This is a genomic window from Pseudomonas sp. ZT5P21 (assembly GCF_054897785.1).
The window spans coordinates 2690789-2710518 of record NZ_CM142705.1 but is presented as its reverse complement, the minus strand read 5'-3'; the positions used below and the strand labels follow the sequence as shown (position 1 = coordinate 2710518).

The 19730-nt window shown below is 59.7% G+C and carries 15 protein-coding genes; 14 read left to right on the top strand and 1 reads right to left on the bottom strand.

Annotated features, from left to right (window positions below):
* The first annotated feature begins 393 nt into the window (after positions 1-393).
* The 14 genes from ACYZT9_RS12725 to ACYZT9_RS12660 all read left to right on the top strand — a co-directional run bounded on the left by ACYZT9_RS12725 (position 394) and on the right by ACYZT9_RS12660 (position 19233).
* The gene (locus ACYZT9_RS12725) at positions 394-1467 is read left to right on the top strand and encodes a 3-deoxy-7-phosphoheptulonate synthase (protein ID WP_462010091.1); all 1074 of its coding nucleotides are present in this window, start codon (positions 394-396) and stop codon (positions 1465-1467) included.
* Positions 1468-1691: 224 nt separating this feature from the next.
* Positions 1692-2573 carry an esterase/lipase family protein gene (locus tag ACYZT9_RS12720; protein ID WP_462010090.1) on the top strand — a complete coding sequence of 294 codons (882 nt, stop codon included), beginning with the start codon at positions 1692-1694 and terminating at the stop codon, positions 2571-2573.
* A gap of 85 nt (positions 2574-2658) precedes the next feature.
* Positions 2659-2940: a peptidylprolyl isomerase gene (locus ACYZT9_RS12715; RefSeq protein ID WP_003445034.1), complete on the top strand. Its 282-nt coding sequence runs from the start codon at positions 2659-2661 to the stop codon at positions 2938-2940.
* 135 nt (positions 2941-3075) lie between these two features.
* Positions 3076-4944 carry an extracellular solute-binding protein gene (locus ACYZT9_RS12710; RefSeq protein ID WP_462010089.1) on the top strand — a complete coding sequence of 623 codons (1869 nt, stop codon included), beginning with the start codon at positions 3076-3078 and terminating at the stop codon, positions 4942-4944.
* Entirely contained in the window at positions 4944-6005 is a 1062-nt protein-coding gene (locus tag ACYZT9_RS12705) for a microcin C ABC transporter permease YejB (RefSeq protein ID WP_462010088.1), read from the top strand. Before ACYZT9_RS12710 ends, ACYZT9_RS12705 begins: the two co-directional genes overlap by 1 nt.
* On the top strand, positions 6005-7027 hold the full coding sequence (locus ACYZT9_RS12700; RefSeq protein WP_462010087.1) for an ABC transporter permease: 1023 nt from the start codon (positions 6005-6007) through the stop codon (positions 7025-7027). The genes ACYZT9_RS12705 and ACYZT9_RS12700 overlap by 1 nt, the downstream gene beginning before the upstream one ends.
* A gap of 15 nt (positions 7028-7042) precedes the next feature.
* Positions 7043-8614 (top strand): ABC transporter ATP-binding protein, encoded by a 1572-nt coding sequence (locus ACYZT9_RS12695; protein ID WP_462010086.1) that lies wholly within the window; start codon positions 7043-7045, stop codon positions 8612-8614.
* A gap of 124 nt (positions 8615-8738) precedes the next feature.
* A complete protein-coding gene (locus ACYZT9_RS12690) occupies positions 8739-10154 on the top strand; it encodes a sigma-54 interaction domain-containing protein (protein ID WP_462010085.1) in 1416 nt (471 codons plus the stop codon).
* 285 nt (positions 10155-10439) lie between these two features.
* A complete protein-coding gene (locus tag ACYZT9_RS12685) occupies positions 10440-11831 on the top strand; it encodes a GntP family permease (protein ID WP_462010084.1) in 1392 nt (463 codons plus the stop codon).
* Between the two features lie 7 nt (positions 11832-11838).
* On the top strand, positions 11839-12612 hold the full coding sequence (locus ACYZT9_RS12680; RefSeq protein ID WP_462010083.1) for a 3-hydroxybutyrate dehydrogenase: 774 nt from the start codon (positions 11839-11841) through the stop codon (positions 12610-12612).
* Positions 12613-12797: 185 nt separating this feature from the next.
* The gene (locus tag ACYZT9_RS12675) at positions 12798-14753 is read left to right on the top strand and encodes an acetoacetate--CoA ligase (protein WP_462010082.1); all 1956 of its coding nucleotides are present in this window, start codon (positions 12798-12800) and stop codon (positions 14751-14753) included.
* A gap of 99 nt (positions 14754-14852) precedes the next feature.
* On the top strand, positions 14853-15908 hold the full coding sequence (locus tag ACYZT9_RS12670; protein WP_462010081.1) for a tetratricopeptide repeat protein: 1056 nt from the start codon (positions 14853-14855) through the stop codon (positions 15906-15908).
* Positions 15909-16060: 152 nt separating this feature from the next.
* Positions 16061-17563 carry an ATPase domain-containing protein gene (locus ACYZT9_RS12665; RefSeq protein WP_462010080.1) on the top strand — a complete coding sequence of 501 codons (1503 nt, stop codon included), beginning with the start codon at positions 16061-16063 and terminating at the stop codon, positions 17561-17563.
* Positions 17560-19233 carry a response regulator gene (locus tag ACYZT9_RS12660; RefSeq protein WP_462010079.1) on the top strand — a complete coding sequence of 558 codons (1674 nt, stop codon included), beginning with the start codon at positions 17560-17562 and terminating at the stop codon, positions 19231-19233. Before ACYZT9_RS12665 ends, ACYZT9_RS12660 begins: the two co-directional genes overlap by 4 nt.
* 103 nt (positions 19234-19336) lie before the next feature.
* On the opposite strand, the gene ACYZT9_RS12655 is transcribed toward ACYZT9_RS12660, so the two are convergent.
* Entirely contained in the window at positions 19337-19714 is a 378-nt protein-coding gene (locus ACYZT9_RS12655; RefSeq protein WP_010460444.1) for a response regulator, read from the bottom strand.
* Positions 19715-19730: the final 16 nt, after the last annotated feature.

Here is a 19730-nt window from a genome sequence, read left to right as displayed (position 1 = left end):
GCTTGCGCTCCGGTGACCTTTTATTTTGGGTATTGGTTTAGCCACTGGCGCGCCTGATACCCACACGGCGCCCACTTTAAACGGGTCGCCACCAGAGATTTCTCAACCCCCGGTCGGCTTCCCGACCGGGGGTTTTGTTTTTTCAGCCCCGCCATTTTCAGCAACACACCAGACAACCTGAGGATTCACGACATGAACTACGCCACTTACTACCGTTACGACAGTTTTACCGCCTGGCGATTTAGCAGCCTCCGCTCGGGACAGCCTGCCGCCTCCGATCGGTCACCCACAGGTGGCAAGCACACACACGCGGCCAATCCGGCCAATTGTCGAACACCCCAGTAGGGCCGAGCGCGCGGGAACGAACCCGCCGCCCGCCCAGGAAGCCTGAATATGAACTCGTCCGTCTCTGCTCTGCCTCTGCCCGACCTCAGCCCTGCCAATGAAGCATTGACCCTGCGGTTGCCAAGCTCACTGCAACTCAAGCAGCAACTGCCTCTCAGCAACGCCCTGACCCGCCAGGTCGCCACCCATCGCGACGCGGTCCGTGCAATCCTCAACGGTGACGACGCCCGTTTGCTGGTCATCGTCGGACCTTGCTCGATTCACGATCCCCAGTCCGCCCTCGAATACGCGAGCAACCTCGCCCGCCTTGCCGCCGAAGTCAGCGATGAAATGCTGCTGGTGATGCGCGCCTACGTTGAAAAACCGCGCACCACGGTCGGCTGGAAAGGCCTGGCCTACGATCCGCACCTGGATGGCAGCGATGACATGGCCAGCGGCCTGACCCTGTCCCGCGAACTGATGCGCGAAATGCTCCAACTGGGCCTGCCGATCGCCACCGAACTGCTGCAACCGATGGCCGCCGGTTACTTCGACGACCTGCTCAGCTGGGTGGCCATTGGCGCCCGCACCACCGAGTCGCAGATCCACCGGGAAATGGCCAGCGGCCTGAACATGCCCGTCGGCTTCAAGAACGGCACCGATGGCGGCGTCGGCGTTGCCAGCGACGCCATGCGCTCGGCCGCTCATCCGCATCGGCATTTCGGTGTCGACAGCCAGGGGCATCCGGCGATCATCCAGACCCCGGGCAATGCCGACACACACCTGGTCCTGCGCGGCGGCCATCGCGGCCCGAACTACGACCACGACAGCGTCGCCCAGGTGAACAGTGATCTGGCCAAGCTGAAAATCCCGTCGCGGATCATGGTCGATTGCAGCCACGCCAACAGCGGCAAAGATCCGCTACGTCAACCAGCGGTGTTCAACGATGTGCTTGAACAGCGTTTGCAAGGTGATCGTACGTTGATCGGGATGATGATCGAGAGTCATTTGTTCGAGGGTTGCCAGCCGTTGAGTCCGTCACTGCAGTACGGCGTATCGGTGACGGATGGTTGCTTGGGATGGGATGGGACGGAAGCATTATTGCGTGGGGCGGTCGAACAGCTCCGAGCGGCGCATGACTGAAAGGTAAATGACGTTCCGGAGGTAGGCCATCGCAGGACTCTGAGCTACCTCCGGTTAAAGGACGTCCGGACATTCCGAAAAGGACCTCGTCCTGATTCGATGTTACGTACACCACCTATTCCGTTTTCATCAAATCACAGCGGCTTTTTCATACATCGCGCAACGGTCCGAGTGCTTTAGAGTGGGCCTCGAACACACCCACGAACTCCCGCGAAGGTATGAACATGCAACGGAATGCAAGCACTCTCCATCCCATCCTGTTGGTCCACGGGCTATTCGGTTTCGACCGGATCGGCCCCGTCGAACTCTTCCGTGACATCAAACAAGCGCTCAGAAGCTGCGGCGCCAGGGTGTTCATCCCGCACCTCTCGGCTACCCATACCAACGAAGCCCGCGGTGAACAGCTTTTGGCACAGATCGAACGCGTGCTAGAGGGTACTGGCGCAGAAAAGGTCAATCTGATCGGTCACAGCCAGGGGGCATTGGCCGCACGTTATGCGGCAGCGATAGCGCCGGAAGTCGTAGCATCGGTGACGTCGGTCAGCGGACCGAACCACGGCTCGGAACTGGCGGACTTCCTGCGCAAGGCACTGACGCCCGGACGGCTCCCGGAACAGGCGGCCGAAACGGTCGTCACCCTATTTTCTGACTTCTTGTCGTTGCTGAGTGACAACCCGCACCTGCCGCAGAACGCTATCGCCGCGTTGAATGCGCTGACCACCGAAGGTGTCTACGCGTTTAATGAGAAGTACCCCCAAGGATTGCCAAAAACCTGGGGTGGCAAGGGCCGCGAGCTGGTCAACGGGGTTCGCTACTATTCCTGGAGCGGCACTTTGCAAGGAAGCGTTCTCGACGAAGGACTCAATGCATTCGACCCGCTGAACGGGTGCTCACGGGCCTTTTCTCGATACTTCACCATAGAAGCCGAGCAGAATGACGGCATGGTTGGTCGCTTCAGCTCCCACTTGGGGAAAGTGATCCGTTCCGACTATCCGCTGGATCACCTGGACAGCATCAACCAGACAGCCGGTCGAGTACGCAAAGGCGTTGACCCAATTGATCTGTATGTGCAGCACGCCGAACGCCTGCAAAAGGCTGGCCTGTAAGCATTGGAAGGAACTTTGAGGAGAAATGGGTCACTGAATCCGGTAGGCTCAGCACTTTACTGAACGTTGAAAGGAGTATTTTTCCATGGCTAAAGCCACTGCCCGTCACATCCTGGTTGCCAGCGAAGACAAGTGCAACGAACTTAAGGCCCAAATCGAGGGCGGCGCTGATTTCGCCGAAGTCGCCAAAGCCAACTCCACCTGCCCGTCCAGCCGTCAGGGCGGTGATCTGGGTTCGTTCGGTCCGGGCCAGATGGTCAAGGAGTTCGACACCGTGGTCTTCAGCGCACCGATCAACGTGGTGCAAGGCCCGGTCAAGACTCAGTTTGGTTACCACTTGCTGGAAGTGACCAGTCGTCAGGACTGATCAATTCGCGAAGCATGCCCCACAACGGCCCGCCTTTTGGTGGGCCGTCGTGTTTCGGATGCGTTCTACGGCTGGCGAGGGACGCGCCGCTAGCGTACAAATTGCGGTTATCGACCACCGGCTCTAAGGCTGACAATGCGACTGGCTTTCCCTACTTTGTTGTTCACTGCCCTGGCCTTGCTGTTAGTTGCTGCCGGTGTGAATGCCGCCCCACAACACGCATTGACCGTCTACGGCGAACCGGCGAAATACCCTGCCGGCTTCAGTCATTTTGCCTACACCAACCCCCAGGCGCCCAAGGGCGGAACAATGCGTCGCTCGGCGATCGAAATCGGCCACTTCGATCACATCCTGCCTTATATAGACAAAGGCATTGGCGTGACGCAGATTGACGGCTTGCTCTATTCACCCCTCGCCCAGCGTTCAATGGACGAGCCTTACACCGTGTACGGTCTGGTGGCGCAGAAGATGGAGCGCTCGGAAGACGGTTTGTCGCTGCGGTTCTACCTCAACCCCAAGGCCCGCTTCGCCGATGGAAAGCCGATCACCGCCGAAGACGTGCGCTATACCTTCGACCTGCTGATGACCCAGGGCAGCCTGCGTTATCGCACTCAGTTCGCCGACGTCAAAGGCGTCGAAGTGGAATCGCCGCTAACAGTGCGTTTCGATTTCAAAAGCAACGAAAACCGTACCCTGCCCCTGGACATCGCGACCTTGCCGGTGTTTCCCGAGCACTGGTGGAAAACCCGCGACTTCGCCGGCGGTGGCGGTTACGAACCGCCGCTGGGCAGCGGTCCGTACAAGGTGAGCAAGGTCGACTCTGGACGCAGCATCACGTTCGAGCGCAATCCCGACTGGTGGGGCAAGGATCTTCCGGTCAGCCGCGGGCTCTATAATTTCGACCGTTTCAGCATCGAGTACTTCGGCGATACCGACGTGGCGCGTCAGGTGTTGCGCGGCGGCGCCTACGACTACAACCGTGAGTTCTCTGCCACCGGTTACTCCATCGGCTACGACAGCCCTGCCCTCAGTGACGGTCGCCTGCAAAAGGCGCATCTGGCACAAAACGCACCGCAATCGGCGCAAGGCTTCGTGTTCAATCTGCAAAATCCGCTGTTCCAGGATCGACGCGTGCGTCAGGCCCTGGTGATGCTCTGGGATTTCGAATGGAGTAATCGGCAGATGATGCGCGACCTCTATATCCGCCAGCAGAGTTTCTTCTCCAACACCGCCCTTGCCGCCCGCAGCCTGCCGGATGCCGCCGAGTTGGCGATTCTTGAACCCTTGCGCGGGCAGATCCCCGACGAGGTGTTCACCAAAGTCTTCGAAGCGCCGAAGACCGATGGCAGCGGCGTGATCCGTGACAAACAACTGCAAGCGCTGGACTTGCTGGAGCAGGCAGGATGGAAACCCGATGGCGATCAACTGGTGAACGCCGAAGGCAAACCGCTGAGTTTCACGTTCCTGGTCAGCCAGAACGGCATGGACCGATTGCTGCTGCCGTACAAGCGCACGCTGAAACAGATCGGCATCGACCTGAACATCCGCCGCATCGATTCGTCCCAGTACGTCAATCGTCTGATGTCCCGGGATTACGACATGATCGTCACGGGCTACCCGGTGACTACTTCACCCGGCAACGAGCTGAACAATTATTTTGGCTCGGCGTCCGCCAACGATCCCGGCTCCAACAACTACATGGTGCTGAAGAACCCGGCGGTCGATACCTTGGTGAACGGCCTGGTTCGCGCCACCACCCAGTCCGACATGTTGCGCTACGCCCATGCACTCGACCGGGTGCTGCAATGGAACTACTACTGGATTCCCAATTACTATCCGCCGGGCAGTTCGACCGTGTGGTGGAACCGCTTCGGCATTCCCAGCGTGCAAGCCGCCAATGACGAAGCCATCGAGAGTTGGTGGGAAGTGAGCACCACGCCGCTGAACAACCAACAGATGACCGCCGAACTGATCAAGCGCGGCAAACCCGGAGGGCCGCACTGATGTGGGCTTATATTCTGCGGCGCCTGCTACTGATCATTCCGACGCTGGTGATCATTCTGCTGGTCAACTTCGTCATCGTCCAAGCCGCGCCGGGCGGTCCGGTGGAACAGGCGATCGCGCACCTGCAAGGCATCGGCGGCGCCAGTGTCGGCGGTGGTTCCAGCGAAGTCATGAGTGGCAGTTCACGGGCCAGTCGCGGCCTCGATCCGCAACTGATCAAGGAGATCGAAAAACAGTACGGCTTCGACAAACCGGCGCCGGAGCGACTGTGGCTGATGCTCAAGAGTTATGCCCGACTGGACTTCGGCAAGAGCTTTTTTCGCGGCGCCACCGTCACCGACCTGATCCTGGAAAAAATGCCGGTGACCATTTCCCTCGGGCTCTGGGCCACGCTGATCACCTATCTGGTGTCGATTCCTTTGGGCATCCGCAAGGCGGTGCACCACGGCAGCCATTTCGATATCTGGAGCAGCACCGCGATCATCATTGGCTATGCGATGCCGGCGTTCCTGTTCGCGATGTTTCTGATCGTGGTGTTCGCCGGCGGCACGTCACTGAACTGGTTCCCGGTGCGCGGGTTGGTCTCGGACAACTTCGACTCCCTGTCCACGGTGGGCAAGATCGCCGACTATTTCTGGCACCTGGTGTTGCCGGTGACGGCGCTGGTGATCGGCGGGTTTGCCACGCTGACCATCCTGACCAAAAACTCTTTTCTCAATGAAATCACCCGCCAGTACGTAGTCACCGCCCGCGCAAAGGGCATGAGCGAACGGCGCGTGCTGTACGGCCACGTATTCCGCAACGCCATGCTGTTGGTGGTGTCGGGCATCCCCCAGGCGTTCATCAGTGTGTTCTTCGCCGGCTCGCTGCTGATCGAGGTGATCTTCTCCCTCGATGGCCTGGGCCGCATGAGTTATGAAGCCGCAGTGTCCCGGGACTATCCGGTGGTGTTCGGTTCGCTGTTCATCTTCACGCTGTTCGGCCTCCTGATAAAACTGGTGGGCGACCTCTGCTACACCTTGGTCGACCCGCGTATCGACTTCGCCGCGAGGAATGCCTGATGTTCAAGCTTTCGCCGTTGGCGCGTCGCCGTTTCGAACGATTCAAGAAAAACCGTCGCGGCTGGTGGTCGCTGTGGCTTTTCATCGGCCTGTTTCTGCTGAGCTTGGGCGGAGAGCTGATCGCCAATGACAAACCGCTGGTGGTCAGTTATCAGGGCTCGTTGTACTTCCCGGTTTTCAAGCGCTACACCGAGCAGGAATTCGGCGGCCAACTGCCGTTCCAGGCCGACTACCGCAGCGACTATGTGCAGAAGCTGATCAAAAAGGACGGCGGCTGGCTGTTGTTTCCACCGATCCCGTTCAGCGACGACACGCCCAACTATGACTTGAACAAACCGGCGCCGAGCCCACCGTCGAACGTCAATTGGCTGGGCACGGACGACCAGGCTCGCGACGTGTTGGCCCGGGTGATTTTCGGCGCGAGGGTGTCGATTCTATTTGCGTTGATGCTGACGCTTGTGAGCGCGTTGATCGGCATCGCTGCCGGTGCGCTGCAAGGCTATTACGGCGGCTGGGTCGATTTGATCGGTCAGCGCCTGCTCGAAGTCTGGTCGGGTCTGCCGGTGTTGTATCTGCTGATCATTCTGTCGGGGTTCGTCGAGCCGAACTTCTGGTGGCTGTTGGGGATCATGGCGCTGTTTTCCTGGCTGGCGCTGGTGGACGTGGTGCGTGCCGAGTTCCTGCGCGGACGCAATCTGGAGTACGTCAAAGCAGCCCGCGCGCTGGGCCTGACCGACCGCAAAGTCATCGTGCGACACATTCTGCCCAACGCGATGAACGCAACCCTGAGTTACCTGCCGTTCATTCTGACCGGGGCGATTTCGACGCTTACCGCGCTGGATTTCCTCGGTTTCGGGATGCCGGCCGGCAGTGCTTCGCTGGGCGAACTGATCGGTCAGGGTAAACAGAATTTGCAGGCACCGTGGCTGGGGCTGACCGCATTCTTCACCTTGGCGCTGATTCTTTCTTTACTGGTGTTTATCGGCGAGGCATTGCGAGATGCCTTTGATCCCCGGTCATGACGCGGGACTGTTCATATGAGTAACCTGATCGAAATCCGCAACCTCAGCGTGGCCTTCAACAGCCAGACCGTGGTGCGCAATCTGTGTCTGGACATCCGCCCCGGTGAATGCCTGGCATTGGTCGGCGAGTCGGGGTCCGGCAAATCGGTGACCGCGCACTCGATCCTGCAGCTGCTGCCGGAGACTGGCACCGAAACCACCGGCAGCATCCGCTATCGCGGTAAAGAGCTGCTCGGCGCCTCGTCCAGAGTTCTGCGGGAGTTGCGCGGCAACCGCATCGCGATGATCTTTCAGGAGCCGATGACCTCGCTCAACCCGCTGCACAACATTGAAAAGCAGATCGGCGAAACCCTGCTGTTGCACAAAGGCTTGACCGGCAAACCCGCGCAGGCACGGATTCTCGAGTTGCTGCACCTGGTGGGCATCCAGAAACCGCAAGAGCGACTCAAGGCCTATCCGCATCAACTGTCCGGCGGCCAGCGGCAACGGGTGATGATCGCCATGGCCCTGGCCTGCGAACCGGAGCTGCTGATCGCCGACGAACCAACGACGGCGCTGGACGTGACCGTGCAGCGCAAGATCCTGCTGCTGCTCAAATCCTTGCAGCAGCGGCTCGGCATGTCGCTGCTGCTGATCAGCCATGACCTCAATCTCGTACGCAGCATCGCCCAGCGCGTGTGCGTGATGAAGGCCGGGGAAATCGTCGAACAGGCGCCGTGCGAGATGCTGTTCACCGAGCCGAAACATCCGTACAGCTGCGTATTGCTGAACGCTGAACCGGAAGGCGAAGCCCTGGCCCGGGACGAGCGCGAGAAGGTCCTGGAAGTAGAGAATCTCTCCGTGCGCTTCGCCCTCAGTGGCGGACTGTTTCAGCGCAAAACGTACTTGCATGCGGTGGACGGCATCAGCCTGAATGTTCAGCGTGGCAAGACACTGGGGATCGTCGGCGAGTCGGGGTCGGGCAAGTCGACGTTGGGTCAGGCGATCCTGCGCCTGCTCGACTCCGAAGGCAGCATTCGTTTTCAGGGGGCCGCGCTGGACGGCCTGACGCAAAAGCAACTGCGGCCGTGGCGCAAGAAAATGCAGGTGGTGTTCCAGGATCCGTTTGGCAGCCTCAGCCCGCGCATGTCCGTGGCGCAGATCATCAGTGAAGGACTTGAGGTTCACAGCCAGTCCACCGCTGACGAATGCGAGGCTCAGGTGATTCAGGCACTGCAGGAAGTCGGCCTCGACCCGCAAAGTCGTCATCGCTACCCTCATGAATTTTCTGGTGGCCAGCGCCAGCGCATCGCCATTGCCCGGGCGCTGGTGCTGAAACCGGCGCTGATCCTGCTCGACGAACCGACCTCGGCGCTGGACCGCACCGTGCAAAAACAGGTGGTCGCCCTGCTCCGTCAGCTTCAGGAAAAACACGGGCTGACCTATCTGTTCATCAGCCACGACCTGGCGGTGGTCCGCGCCCTCGCCCATGACATGATCGTGATCAAGGACGGCAAGGTGGTGGAAAGTGGCGCCAGTCACGACGTGTTCGAGTCGCCGCAGCATCCATACACCAAAGAGCTGTTGGCGGCGGCGCATCCGAGGTAGACACAAAATCGCGTCGCGCCCTTCGCGAGCAAGCCCGCTCCCACAGTTGACCGCGTTCCAATGTGGGAGCGGGCTTGCTCGCGAAGGGGCCTGCACAGGCAATACTTAATCAGGATCAGCCAACATGAACACCACCGAAAGCCTGAAGGACTACCAGCGCGTTCGCCTGTTGGCGATCCGTTCCTTGTTCGAAATCATCGAGCAGTCGAGTGAAGGCACGGTGATTGTCGATCGCGACGCCAACATCGTCTGGATGAACGAACGCTATGCTCGGCGCTTCGGTCTGGAGTCGGCTGAGGTGGCCATCGGCAAGGCCTGCGAAAGCGTGATCCCCGGCAGTCTGCTGCGTGAGGTGGTGCGCACCGGTCGCCCGATTTTGCTCGACATGCAGGACACCCCCAAAGAACCGCTGGTGGTCATGCGCCTGCCGATTCACGACGATGCCGGTGTGGTAATCGGTGCGATTGGTTTTGCGCTGTTCGACGAGTTGCGCAGCCTGTTGCCGATGCTCAAGCGCTACATGAGCATGCAGGAAGAACTCGCCTCAACCCGCTCGTTGCTGCGGGCACGACAGACCAAGTACAACTTTGCGCATTTTATCGGCACCAGCGCGGCCAGCCTCGAAGTCAAACGCCGCGCCCGGCGCAGTGCCAGCGCAGATTCGCCGGTGTTGCTGCTGGGCGAAACCGGCACCGGCAAAGAGCTGTTGGCGCAGGCTATTCATGGCGCTTCGCCTCGCGCCCATAAAGCCTTTGTGAGCATCAACAGCGCAGCGATTCCCGAGTCACTGCTGGAAGCCGAATTCTTTGGCACCGCCCCCGGCGCATTCACCGGTGCGGACCGCAAGGGTCGTGCCGGCAAGCTGCAGATTGCCCAGGGCGGCACGCTGTTCCTCGATGAGATCGGCGACATGCCTTTACCCCTGCAAAGCAAATTGCTGCGGGTGTTGCAGGAAAAAGAATTCGAACCGGTGGGGTCCAACGAAGTGATTCAGAGCGATGTGCGAGTGATCGCCGCGACTTCGACCGACCTTGAAGCGGCGATCAAACGCGGCGAGTTTCGTGCCGATTTGTATTACCGCCTCAACGTGCTGCCAATCCAGGTGCCACCGCTGCGGGACCGTCTCGATGACTTGCCGGCGCTCAGTGAAGCGATCCTGGAAGAACTGCGCAGTCAGCATGAACTGAACCGCGAAGCGCTGGAGTTGTTGGGGCAACACGCTTGGCCGGGGAACATTCGCGAATTGCGTAACGTGTTGGAACGGGCGGCATTGCTCAGTGATGACCTGATGCTGAATGCGCAGGATATCCGCGCGGCAATTGGTACGTTTACGCCGGTGGAGCGTGTTGCGCCATTGGCGATTGAGGCGGTGGCGCATGAGACGTTTAGCGAGGCTCGTGAACGATTTGACCGGCAATTGATTGAGTCTGCCCTCGCGCAATGCGGGGGGAAGGTGATTGAAGCGGCGGCAAGGCTGGGGCTTGGGCGGTCGACGTTGTACAAAAAGATGGTGGCGTTGGGGATTGCAGAATCTCTATAAAGAGACATGCATCTCCATTGTTAGACAAACCTTCGCGAGCAAGCCCGCTCCCACAGTTGACTGAGTTTTTCCCGAAAACACGGTCAACTGTGGGAGCGAGTTTGCTCGCGAAAGGGCCAGATCTGTCAGCGCAATCTCAAAACAGAGACAAACAATTCAAAATTCACTTAAAAAAACAATAAATATCTTTATATTTCAACATGTTGCATGTCTGGCACGAAACTCGCTAAAGCCCTCCTTCACAAAGCTTCACCCCACAAAAATAACAATCCCAGGAGACACACCATGAGTGTGATCATTGCCTTGGCAGCTCTCACGCTGCTAATGATCGCGGCCTACCGTGGCTACAGCGTTATCCTCTTCGCCCCGATCGCCGCCCTCGGCGCCGTTCTGCTCACTGACCCTTCCGCCGTCGCCCCAGCCTTTACCGGGGTGTTCATGGAAAAAATGGTCGGCTTCATCAAACTCTATTTCCCGGTGTTCCTGCTCGGCGCGGTGTTCGGCAAGCTGATCGAGTTGTCGGGTTTCTCGCGCTCCATCGTGGCGGCGGCGATTCGTCTGCTCGGCACCCGTCAGGCGATGCTGGTGATCGTGCTGGTCTGCGCCGTGCTGACTTACGGCGGCGTGTCGCTGTTTGTGGTGGTGTTTGCGGTCTATCCGTTCGCTGCCGAAATGTTCCGCCAGAGCAACATCCCGAAGCGGCTGATTCCGGCGACCATCGCCCTCGGCGCGTTCTCGTTCACCATGGACGCCCTGCCCGGCACGCCGCAAATCCAAAACATCATCCCCAGCACGTTCTTCAACACCACCGCCTGGGCGGCGCCGTGGCTGGGCGTGATCGGCACGATTTTCGTATTCAGCGCCGGCATGCTGTTCCTCCAGCGTCAACGCAACAAAGCCCAGCGCACCGGTGAAGGTTATGGCACCGAATTGCGCAACGAGCCGGAAACCGCTGCCGATATCAAGCTGCCGAATCCGTGGATCGCGCTGTCGCCGTTACTGGCGGTAGGCGTCATGAACCTGCTATTTACCCAGTGGATTCCCCAGTGGTACGGCAAAACCCACAGCCTCGCACTGCCAGGCATGGCCGCGCCGGTGACCACTGAAATCGCTAAGCTCACGGCGATCTGGGCGGTTCAGGCCGCGTTGCTGGTCGGCATCATCATGGTACTGGTTTTCGGCTTCCAGGCGATTCGCGGCAAGTTGGCCGAAGGCAGTAGAAGTGCGGTCAGCGGTTCATTGCTGGCGGCGATGAACACCGCATCGGAATACGGTTTTGGCGCGGTGATCGCCTCTTTGCCCGGTTTTCTGGTGCTCGCCGGCTGGCTCAAAAGCATTCCCAACCCGCTGGTCAACGAAGCGATCACCGTGACCCTGCTGGCCGGCATCACCGGCTCGGCGTCGGGCGGCATGAGCATTGCGCTGGCGGCCATGGCCAATGACTTCATCGCCGCGGCCCATGCGGCCAACATTCCCCTGGAAGTGCTGCACCGCGTCGCCTCGATGGCCAGTGGCGGCATGGACACCCTGCCGCACAACGGCGCGGTCATTACCCTGCTGGCGGTGACCGGCCTGACCCACCGCGAAGCCTACAAAGACATTTTCTGTATTACGCTGATCAAGACCCTGGCGGTTTTTGTGGTGATCGGTGTTTTCTACGCCACTGGCATTGTGTGAGGTATTCATGACGACTCTTTCGGGCAAGACCGCACTGGTCACCGGCTCCACCAGCGGCATCGGCCTGGGCATCGCCCTCAGCCTGGCCAAGGCCGGCGCCAACCTGATTCTCAACGGTTTCGGCGATGCTTCCAAAGTGATTGCCGAAGTTGGCCAGTTCGGTGGCAAGGTCGGCCATCACCCCGCCGATGTCAGCGACCCGACGCAGATCGCCGACATGATCGCCTACGCCGACCGCGAGTTCGGCGGCGTTGATATTTTGGTCAACAATGCCGGCATTCAGCACGTGGCGTCGGTGGAAGATTTCCCCGTGGAGCGCTGGGATTCGATCATTGCGATCAACCTGTCGTCGGTGTTTCACAGCACCCGGCTGAGCTTGCCGGGCATGCGTAAAAAAGGTTGGGGACGGGTCATCAACATCGCTTCGGTGCACGGCCAGGTTGGCTCGGTGGGCAAGGCGGCGTACGTCGCGGCCAAACACGGAGTGATCGGTTTGACCAAGGTGGTCGGCCTGGAAACAGCCACGACGAATGTTACCTGCAACGCGATTTGCCCTGGCTGGGTGTTGACGCCCCTGGTGCAGAAGCAAATTGATGACCGCATTGCGACAGGGACTGATCCGCAGCAGGCGCAGCATGATTTGCTGGCCGAGAAGCAGCCGTCGCTGGAGTTCGTCACGCCGCCGCAACTGGGTGAATTGGTGCTGTTTTTGTGCAGCGAGGCCGGAAGCCAGGTGCGCGGCGCGGCGTGGAATATTGATGGTGGGTGGTTGGCGCAGTAAGCCACTTCTAAGCCCTGTGGCGAGGGGATTCATCCCCGTTCGGCTGCGAAACAGTCGTAAATCCTGCATTCTCGGTATGTCAGTCATACCTGGGGTGCCGGGTTTGGGGCGGCTCGCCACCCAACGGGGATAAATCCCCTCGCCACAAAAGGCCGACTGAATGCATTAATAAGAAGAGGCGAAAAATGTCCGACATCCTCTGGCAACCCGACGCCAAGCGCATCGCCAAGACCCGTATGGACGCCTTCCGGCGCTTCATCAATCAGCGACACCACCTCGACGTCGCCGACTACGCCGATCTGCATCCATGGTCCATCGATCAGCGGGTCGACTTCTGGCAAGCCATCGTCGATTTCTTTGATATCCGCTTCCACGATCAACCCGACGCTGTGCTGATCGAAGGCGATCACATGCCCAGCGCCCAATGGTTCCCCGGCGCCACCCTGAACTTCGCCGAACACCTGCTGCGCCGTCGCGACGATGCCGTCGCCGTGGTGGCAATCGGCGAAAACGGCCAGCGTGAGCAGCTGACGTGGGCCGAACTGGCCGAGCATGTCGCCGGTTTTCAGAACAGTTTGATCGCCGCCGGTGTCGGCCTCGGCGATCGCGTTGCCGCGTGCATGCCCAATACCTGGCAAACCCTCGTGGCCATGCTCGCAACCACCAGCCTCGGGGCAATCTGGTCCTGCTCGTCGCCGGACTTCGGCACTCAAGGCGTGATCGACCGCTTCGGCCAGATCGAACCGAAAGTGCTGATCACTTGCGCCGGTTACCGTTACGCCGGCAAAGACATCGACCAGCGCGCCAAGGTCAACGAAATCCTCGAACGCCTGCCGTCACTGCAACAATTGATCGTCGTGCCTTACGCACGTCCACAGGTACGTATCGAAGACTTCCATACCCACGCAGACGTGGCGCTGTGGGATGAGTTCTACGAACCCGGTGGCGAGCCGGATTTTGTCGCCGTGCCCTTCGCGCACCCGCTGTACATCCTTTACTCCAGCGGCACCACCGGCGTGCCAAAATGCATCATTCACAGCACCGGCGGTGTGCTGTTGCAACACATCAAGGAGCACGGCCTGCATGGTGATCTCGGCCCCGGCGACCGTCTGTTCTACTACACCACATGCGGTTGGATGATGTGGAACTGGCTGGTCTCGGCCCTGGCCGTGGGTAGCGCCGTGGTGTTGTACGACGGCTCGCCGTTTCACCCCGGCCCTGAGCGTTTGATCGACTTGATCGACGACGAGCGCATCAGCGTGTTCGGCACCAGTCCCAAATACCTCGCGACGCTGGAAGGCACCGGCGTGAAGCCTCGGCAAAGCCACGATCTTGGCAGCCTGAAAACCCTGCTGTGCACCGGCTCTGCGCTGTCGCCGCACAGTTACGACTACGTTTACCGCGACTTCAAGGCCGACCTGTGCCTGGCGTCGATGTCCGGCGGCACCGACATCGTTTCATGCTTCGTCAATGGCAATCCGTTGTTGCCAGTGCGTCGCGGTGAAATCCAGGGCAAGAGTCTGGGCATGGCCGTCGAGGTCTGGAACGACGCCGGCACACCGGTCATTGGCGAAAAAGGCGAACTGGTTTGTACCCGGCACTTCCCGGCGATGCCCATCGGTCTGTGGAACGACCCGACCGGCGAAAAGCTGCGTGCGTCCTACTTCAGTCAGTTTCCGGGCATCTGGGCTCAGGGCGATTACGCCGAACAGCTGGTTCATGGCGCGATGATGATTCACGGCCGCTCGGACGCAGTACTCAACCCTGGCGGCGTGCGCATCGGCACCGCGGAAATCTATCGTCAGGTGGAGAAAGTCTCGCAAGTGATCGACAGCGTGGCCATTGGTCAGCACTGGCAGGATGACGTGCGAGTGGTGCTGTTCGTGCGCTTGCGCGATGGCGTCGAGCTCGACGAAGCCCTGCAGCAGCAGATCCGCCAGGTCATTCGCGCCAACACCACGCCACGGCATGTGCCGGCGAAGATCGTCGCAGTGACGGACATTCCACGGACCATCAGCGGCAAGGTGGTCGAGCTGGCGGTGCGGAACGTGGTGCATGGCCAGCCGGTGAAGAACACTGATGCCCTGGCCAATCCCGAGGCATTGGCGCAATTCCGCGACCGACCGGAACTCCTTGATTGACGCAGACCGGATGCCTTTCAAGAAGGCAGGTTTGACTCACAGCCCGGTCTGACCGAAGCTGGCAACCTTGCAAAAGCTTGCCAGCTCCCGGATTCCTGCATGCCCCAGTCCCGCCGCTACCTGATCATCAGCCTCTGCGTCCTGTTCGCCATCGGCCTAGCCTGGCTTTTCCTGCGCAGTACGACCCCTGTGGTGCCGGAAGCGATCAAGCGTGGTTACAGCGAAGCACTGACGCAGGCGCGGGCCGGCCAACCGGGCGCAGCGCGGGTGCTTTATCAGCAACTGGGGCGTCCCGACATTTCCCCCAAACGCCGCGTCTGGCTGCATGCCGAGCTGCCCAACTATCCCAGCCCACAGGCCTTGAAACTGGCGGTCGCTGACCTGCAACACACCTCGGCCGACGTGCGCATCGCCGCCATCAGAAGCATCAGCGGGCTGGTTCCCAGCGGCCAGCGCAGTCTGTTGCTGGGCCCACTGCTTGATGACAGCGAACAAAGTGTCCGGTTTGCCGCGGTGAACGCTCTGCTGGGGTTGTCGCCGGACGACCTAGGTTTGTATTTCGCGCCGTTGCAACAGTCCATCGATGCATGGGAACAGGTGCTCACCCACGCGCCTGAAAGTGCTGACAACCAATATCAGTTGGCGCGGTTGCACCTGCACAATGGCGAATTCAAAGCGGCGCAACAGGCGCTTGAGCACACCTTGCGTCTGGCCCCCGACAATCTGCCTGCGTTGGTGATGCAAATCGAAGTCCTGGACAGGCAAGGGCAAAGCGAAGCCGCCCGGCTGCTGCTGGCCAAACAGCTGAAAGCCCAGCCCGATTCCGCCTACCTGCAACATGCCTTGGGGTTGTGGTTGCTGCACCACGGTCAAAGTGAGTTCGCCCTGCTTGGCTTGTCCAAAGCCGTGGAGCTGGAACCGGACAACAAGGATTATCGCTACGACCTGGCAACCACGCTGCATGGCGAACAGGAGCTGGAAGCGGCGCAGAAACAATTGCAGGAAATCGTCCAGCGTCACCCTTCCGATCGAAAGGCCCGGGTGCTGTTGATTAATTATTGGAAAGAAAGCGGACAGCTGCAAAACGTGCAGATTCTGTTGGCGCAACTTGAACAACTCAACCCCGACGACCCGGCACTGCAGCAAGGTCTTTGAAAAGATCGAAGCCTGCGATCTTTTGCTTTTGCATAATCCCCCCACCAAAAAGTGTTGAACGCTCGTCTCCGCCAACGGTCAAGTGAAAAGGCAGTCCATTCCGCCACATCAGGCCTGCTGCCTCGCTTCCCCTAGTCATGAGAGGGTATTTTTTGACCACATCTAACGAGTTGTTCAGTGCAAAAGCCGCCACCGGCATCGAAGGTCTGGATAACATCCTGGCCGGGGGATTGTCCCGCAGACACCTGTTTTTGCTCGAGGGCGAACCCGGCACCGGCAAAACCACCGTCGCTTTGCAGTTTCTATTGGCCGGTGCGTTAGCCGGCGAGCGCTCGTTGTACATCACGCTGTCCGAAACGGAAGAGGAACTGCGTCAAGGGGCTAAGTCCCATGGCTGGGAAATGGATGAAAGCATTCATATTTTCGAGCTCACCCCTCCGGAAAGCCTGCTTAATGCCGATCATCAGCAAAGTCTTCTGTACTCTTCTGACCTGGAGCTGGGTGAAGCCACGAAGCAGATTTTCGAAGTGGTAGAACGAATCAAGCCGACCCGCGTCGTGCTCGACAGCCTTTCCGAGATTCGCCTACTGGCCCAAAGCTCCCTGCGCTACCGCCGTCAGATCCTCGCGATCAAGCACTACTTCGTTCGCTATGACGCCACGGTGCTGTTGCTGGACGACCTGACCACCGAAGCCCTCGACAAAACCGTGCACAGCGTGGCCCATGGTGTGATTCGTCTTGAGGAGCTGACACCCAGCTACGGCGCCGAGCGTCGACGTATCCGCGTGGTGAAGTACCGCGGACAAAAGTACCGCGGCGGCTTTCACGACTTCACGATCATGGGCGACGGCGTGCACGTCTTCCCACGGTTGGTCGCGGCCGAACATCGCGGCAAGTACGTACGCACGCAACTCTCCAGCGGTATCCGGGAAATGGATGCGCTGCTCGGCGGTGGCATCGAGACCGGCTCCAGCACCTTGATTCTTGGTCCGTCCGGTACCGGCAAATCACTCATCACGATGGTTTTCGCCGCAGCCGCCGTGGCGCGCGGAGAAAAAGCCGCATTGTTCATTTTCGATGAAGAACTTGGCTTGCTCTTCGAGCGCATGAACAACATGGGCATCGATTTGCAGGCCCTGCAAGCCACCGGCAATCTGCTGATCGAACAAGTGGATGCTGCGGAATTGTCCCCCGGCGAGTTTTCCCACCGGGTCCGTCGCTGCGTCGACCAGCTCGAAATCAAGACCGTGATCATCGACAGCATCAACGGCTACCAGGCAGCGATGCCGGAAGAAAACGCCTTGGTGTTGCACATGCATGAATTATTGCTATACCTCAATCGCCAGGGCGCCGCGACCTTCATGACCGTCGCCCAACATGGGCTGGTCGGTGACATGCAAGCGCCGGTCGACATTACTTATCTGGCCGATACGGTGATCCTGCTGCGCTACTTCGAAGCGCTGGGTCAGGTTCGGCGGGCGATTTCGGTCATCAAGAAACGCACCGGCAGCCATGAAACAACCATCCGCGAATACCGGATCAATCACCAGGGCATGACCATCGGCGAACCACTGAGCGCTTTTCAAGGTGTATTGCGTGGCGTTCCGACCTACATGGGTGAAAGCCAACCGTTGCTCGAGGATAAAAACCCGTGACGGTGCAGCAAGCAACGACCGAGCGCGCGATCATTCTCGCGCCGCTGGGACGTGACAGCCAGATTGCTTTGATGTTGCTTAACGAAGCGGGTTACGACGGCGTCATCACCCGGGACCTAATTGGCCTGTGTGCCGAGCTGGAGCAAGGCGCCGGGTTACTGTTGATCTCCTCCGAGGCGTTGCTGGGCAGCGACGTCGAACCGCTGTTCAGTCTGATCGAGCAGCAACCCGCGTGGTCCGACTTGCCGATTGTGCTGATGACCTACCATGGCGGCCCCGAACAGAACCCCGCCTCGCGCTTCGGCGCGCAACTGGGCAACGTCACCTTCCTTGAGCGCCCTTTTCATCCCGTGACGTTGATCAGCCTGGTGACCACCGCGTTGCGCGGGCGTCGACGACAGTATGAAGCCAGGGACCGGCTGATCGACCTGAGTCAAAGCGAACTGCGTTTGCAAACCACTCTTGAAACCCTGGAACAGCAGGTTGAGGAACGCACGGCGCAACTGCGACACAATGAGGAAGCCCTGCGCCAATCCCAGAAAATGGAAGCGGTCGGCCAACTCACTGGCGGCATTGCCCACGACTTCAACAACATGCTGACCGGGATCATCGGCAGCCTGGAACTGCTGCGCCGGCGCCTGGCCCGCGGCCGCACCGAGGACCTGGACGGTCTGATCGACCTGGGCGTGACGTCGGCCAACCGCGCGGCCAGTCTGACCCACCGTTTACTGGCATTCTCCCGGCGCCAGTCGCTGGACTCCAAACCTGTCGAAATGAACGATCTGGTGGTTTCCATGGGCGAGTTGTTGCAGCGCAGCATCAACGAAAGCATCCACCTGGAGATGCAACTGAATTCGCAATTGTGGGTGGCCGAGGCTGACCCCAATCAGCTGGAAAGTGCCCTGCTCAATCTGGTGATCAATGCGCGGGATGCCATGCCTGACGGCGGCAAACTGGTGGTCAAAACCGAAAACCGGCACCTGGATCACACCTTCACCGACGCTCACAGCAATCTTGAACCCGGCGACTATGTAGTGCTCAGCGTTACCGACACCGGGTGCGGCATGCCGCGAAGCACGATCAATCGCGCCTTCGACCCTTTCTTCACCACCAAACCTATCGGCCAGGGCACCGGTCTTGGCTTGTCGATGATCTACGGCTTCAGCAAACAGTCACGCGGGCACGTTGCGATTGACAGCGAAGTAGGCGAAGGCACAACGGTGAGTCTGTTTCTGCCACGTTTCCGCGGTGATGACGTGCCGGACGAGAGTCCATCCGACGTCCAGCATCCGTTGATCGCGCTGGACGGCGAGACGGTGCTGATCGTCGAAGATGATCCGGCGGTCCGGGTGCTGGTCAGTACAGTGCTGAGCGACCTGGGTTACACGTTCGTCGAAGCCAGCGATGCCGACAGCGCGGTGCCGATTCTGGAGTCAGGGCAACGTATTGACCTGATGATCAGCGACGTGGGGTTACCGGGCATGAATGGCCGTCAACTGGCGGAAATCGGCCGGCAGTGCCGGCCCGATCTCAAGGTGTTGTTCATTACGGGTTATGCCGAACACGCGGCGGTGCGCGGTGGCTTCCTGGATCCTGGCATGCAGATGATTACCAAGCCGTTTACCTTCGACCTGTTGACGGCGAAAGTCCGCGAAATGATCAGAATTTAATACGCTCCTGTAGGAGCGAGCTTGCTCGCGAAAAACGTCTGGACAACGGGTTCATCCAGACAGCTCGCGTTATCGTTTACGACCATCGCGAGCAAGCTTGCTCCTACGACAGCATGTCCTGCATCAATTCCTGCAATACATCCAGATCAAACGGCTTGCCCAGAATCGGCGCCTTGCGCGTGATCGGGCTATCGGTCTCGCGGATTTCCTGCGGGTAACCGCTGATGAAGATCACCTTGAGTTCCGGTCGCAGTTTCACGGCGGGTTCGGCGATCTGCACGCCAGAAATTCCGCCCGGCAGGCGAAAGTCGGTGATCATCATGTCCAGGTGCGGCTTGCTCGCCAAAATCTCGAAGGCCTGCTCGCCGTTTTCGGCCTGCAGCACCCGGTAACCCTCACCCGACAGATAGGCCGACAGCACCATCAGAATCGAGGGGTCATCTTCGACGATCAATACGACGTCTTGTGCATCTTCACTCATGGGAAGCCTTTGTTCG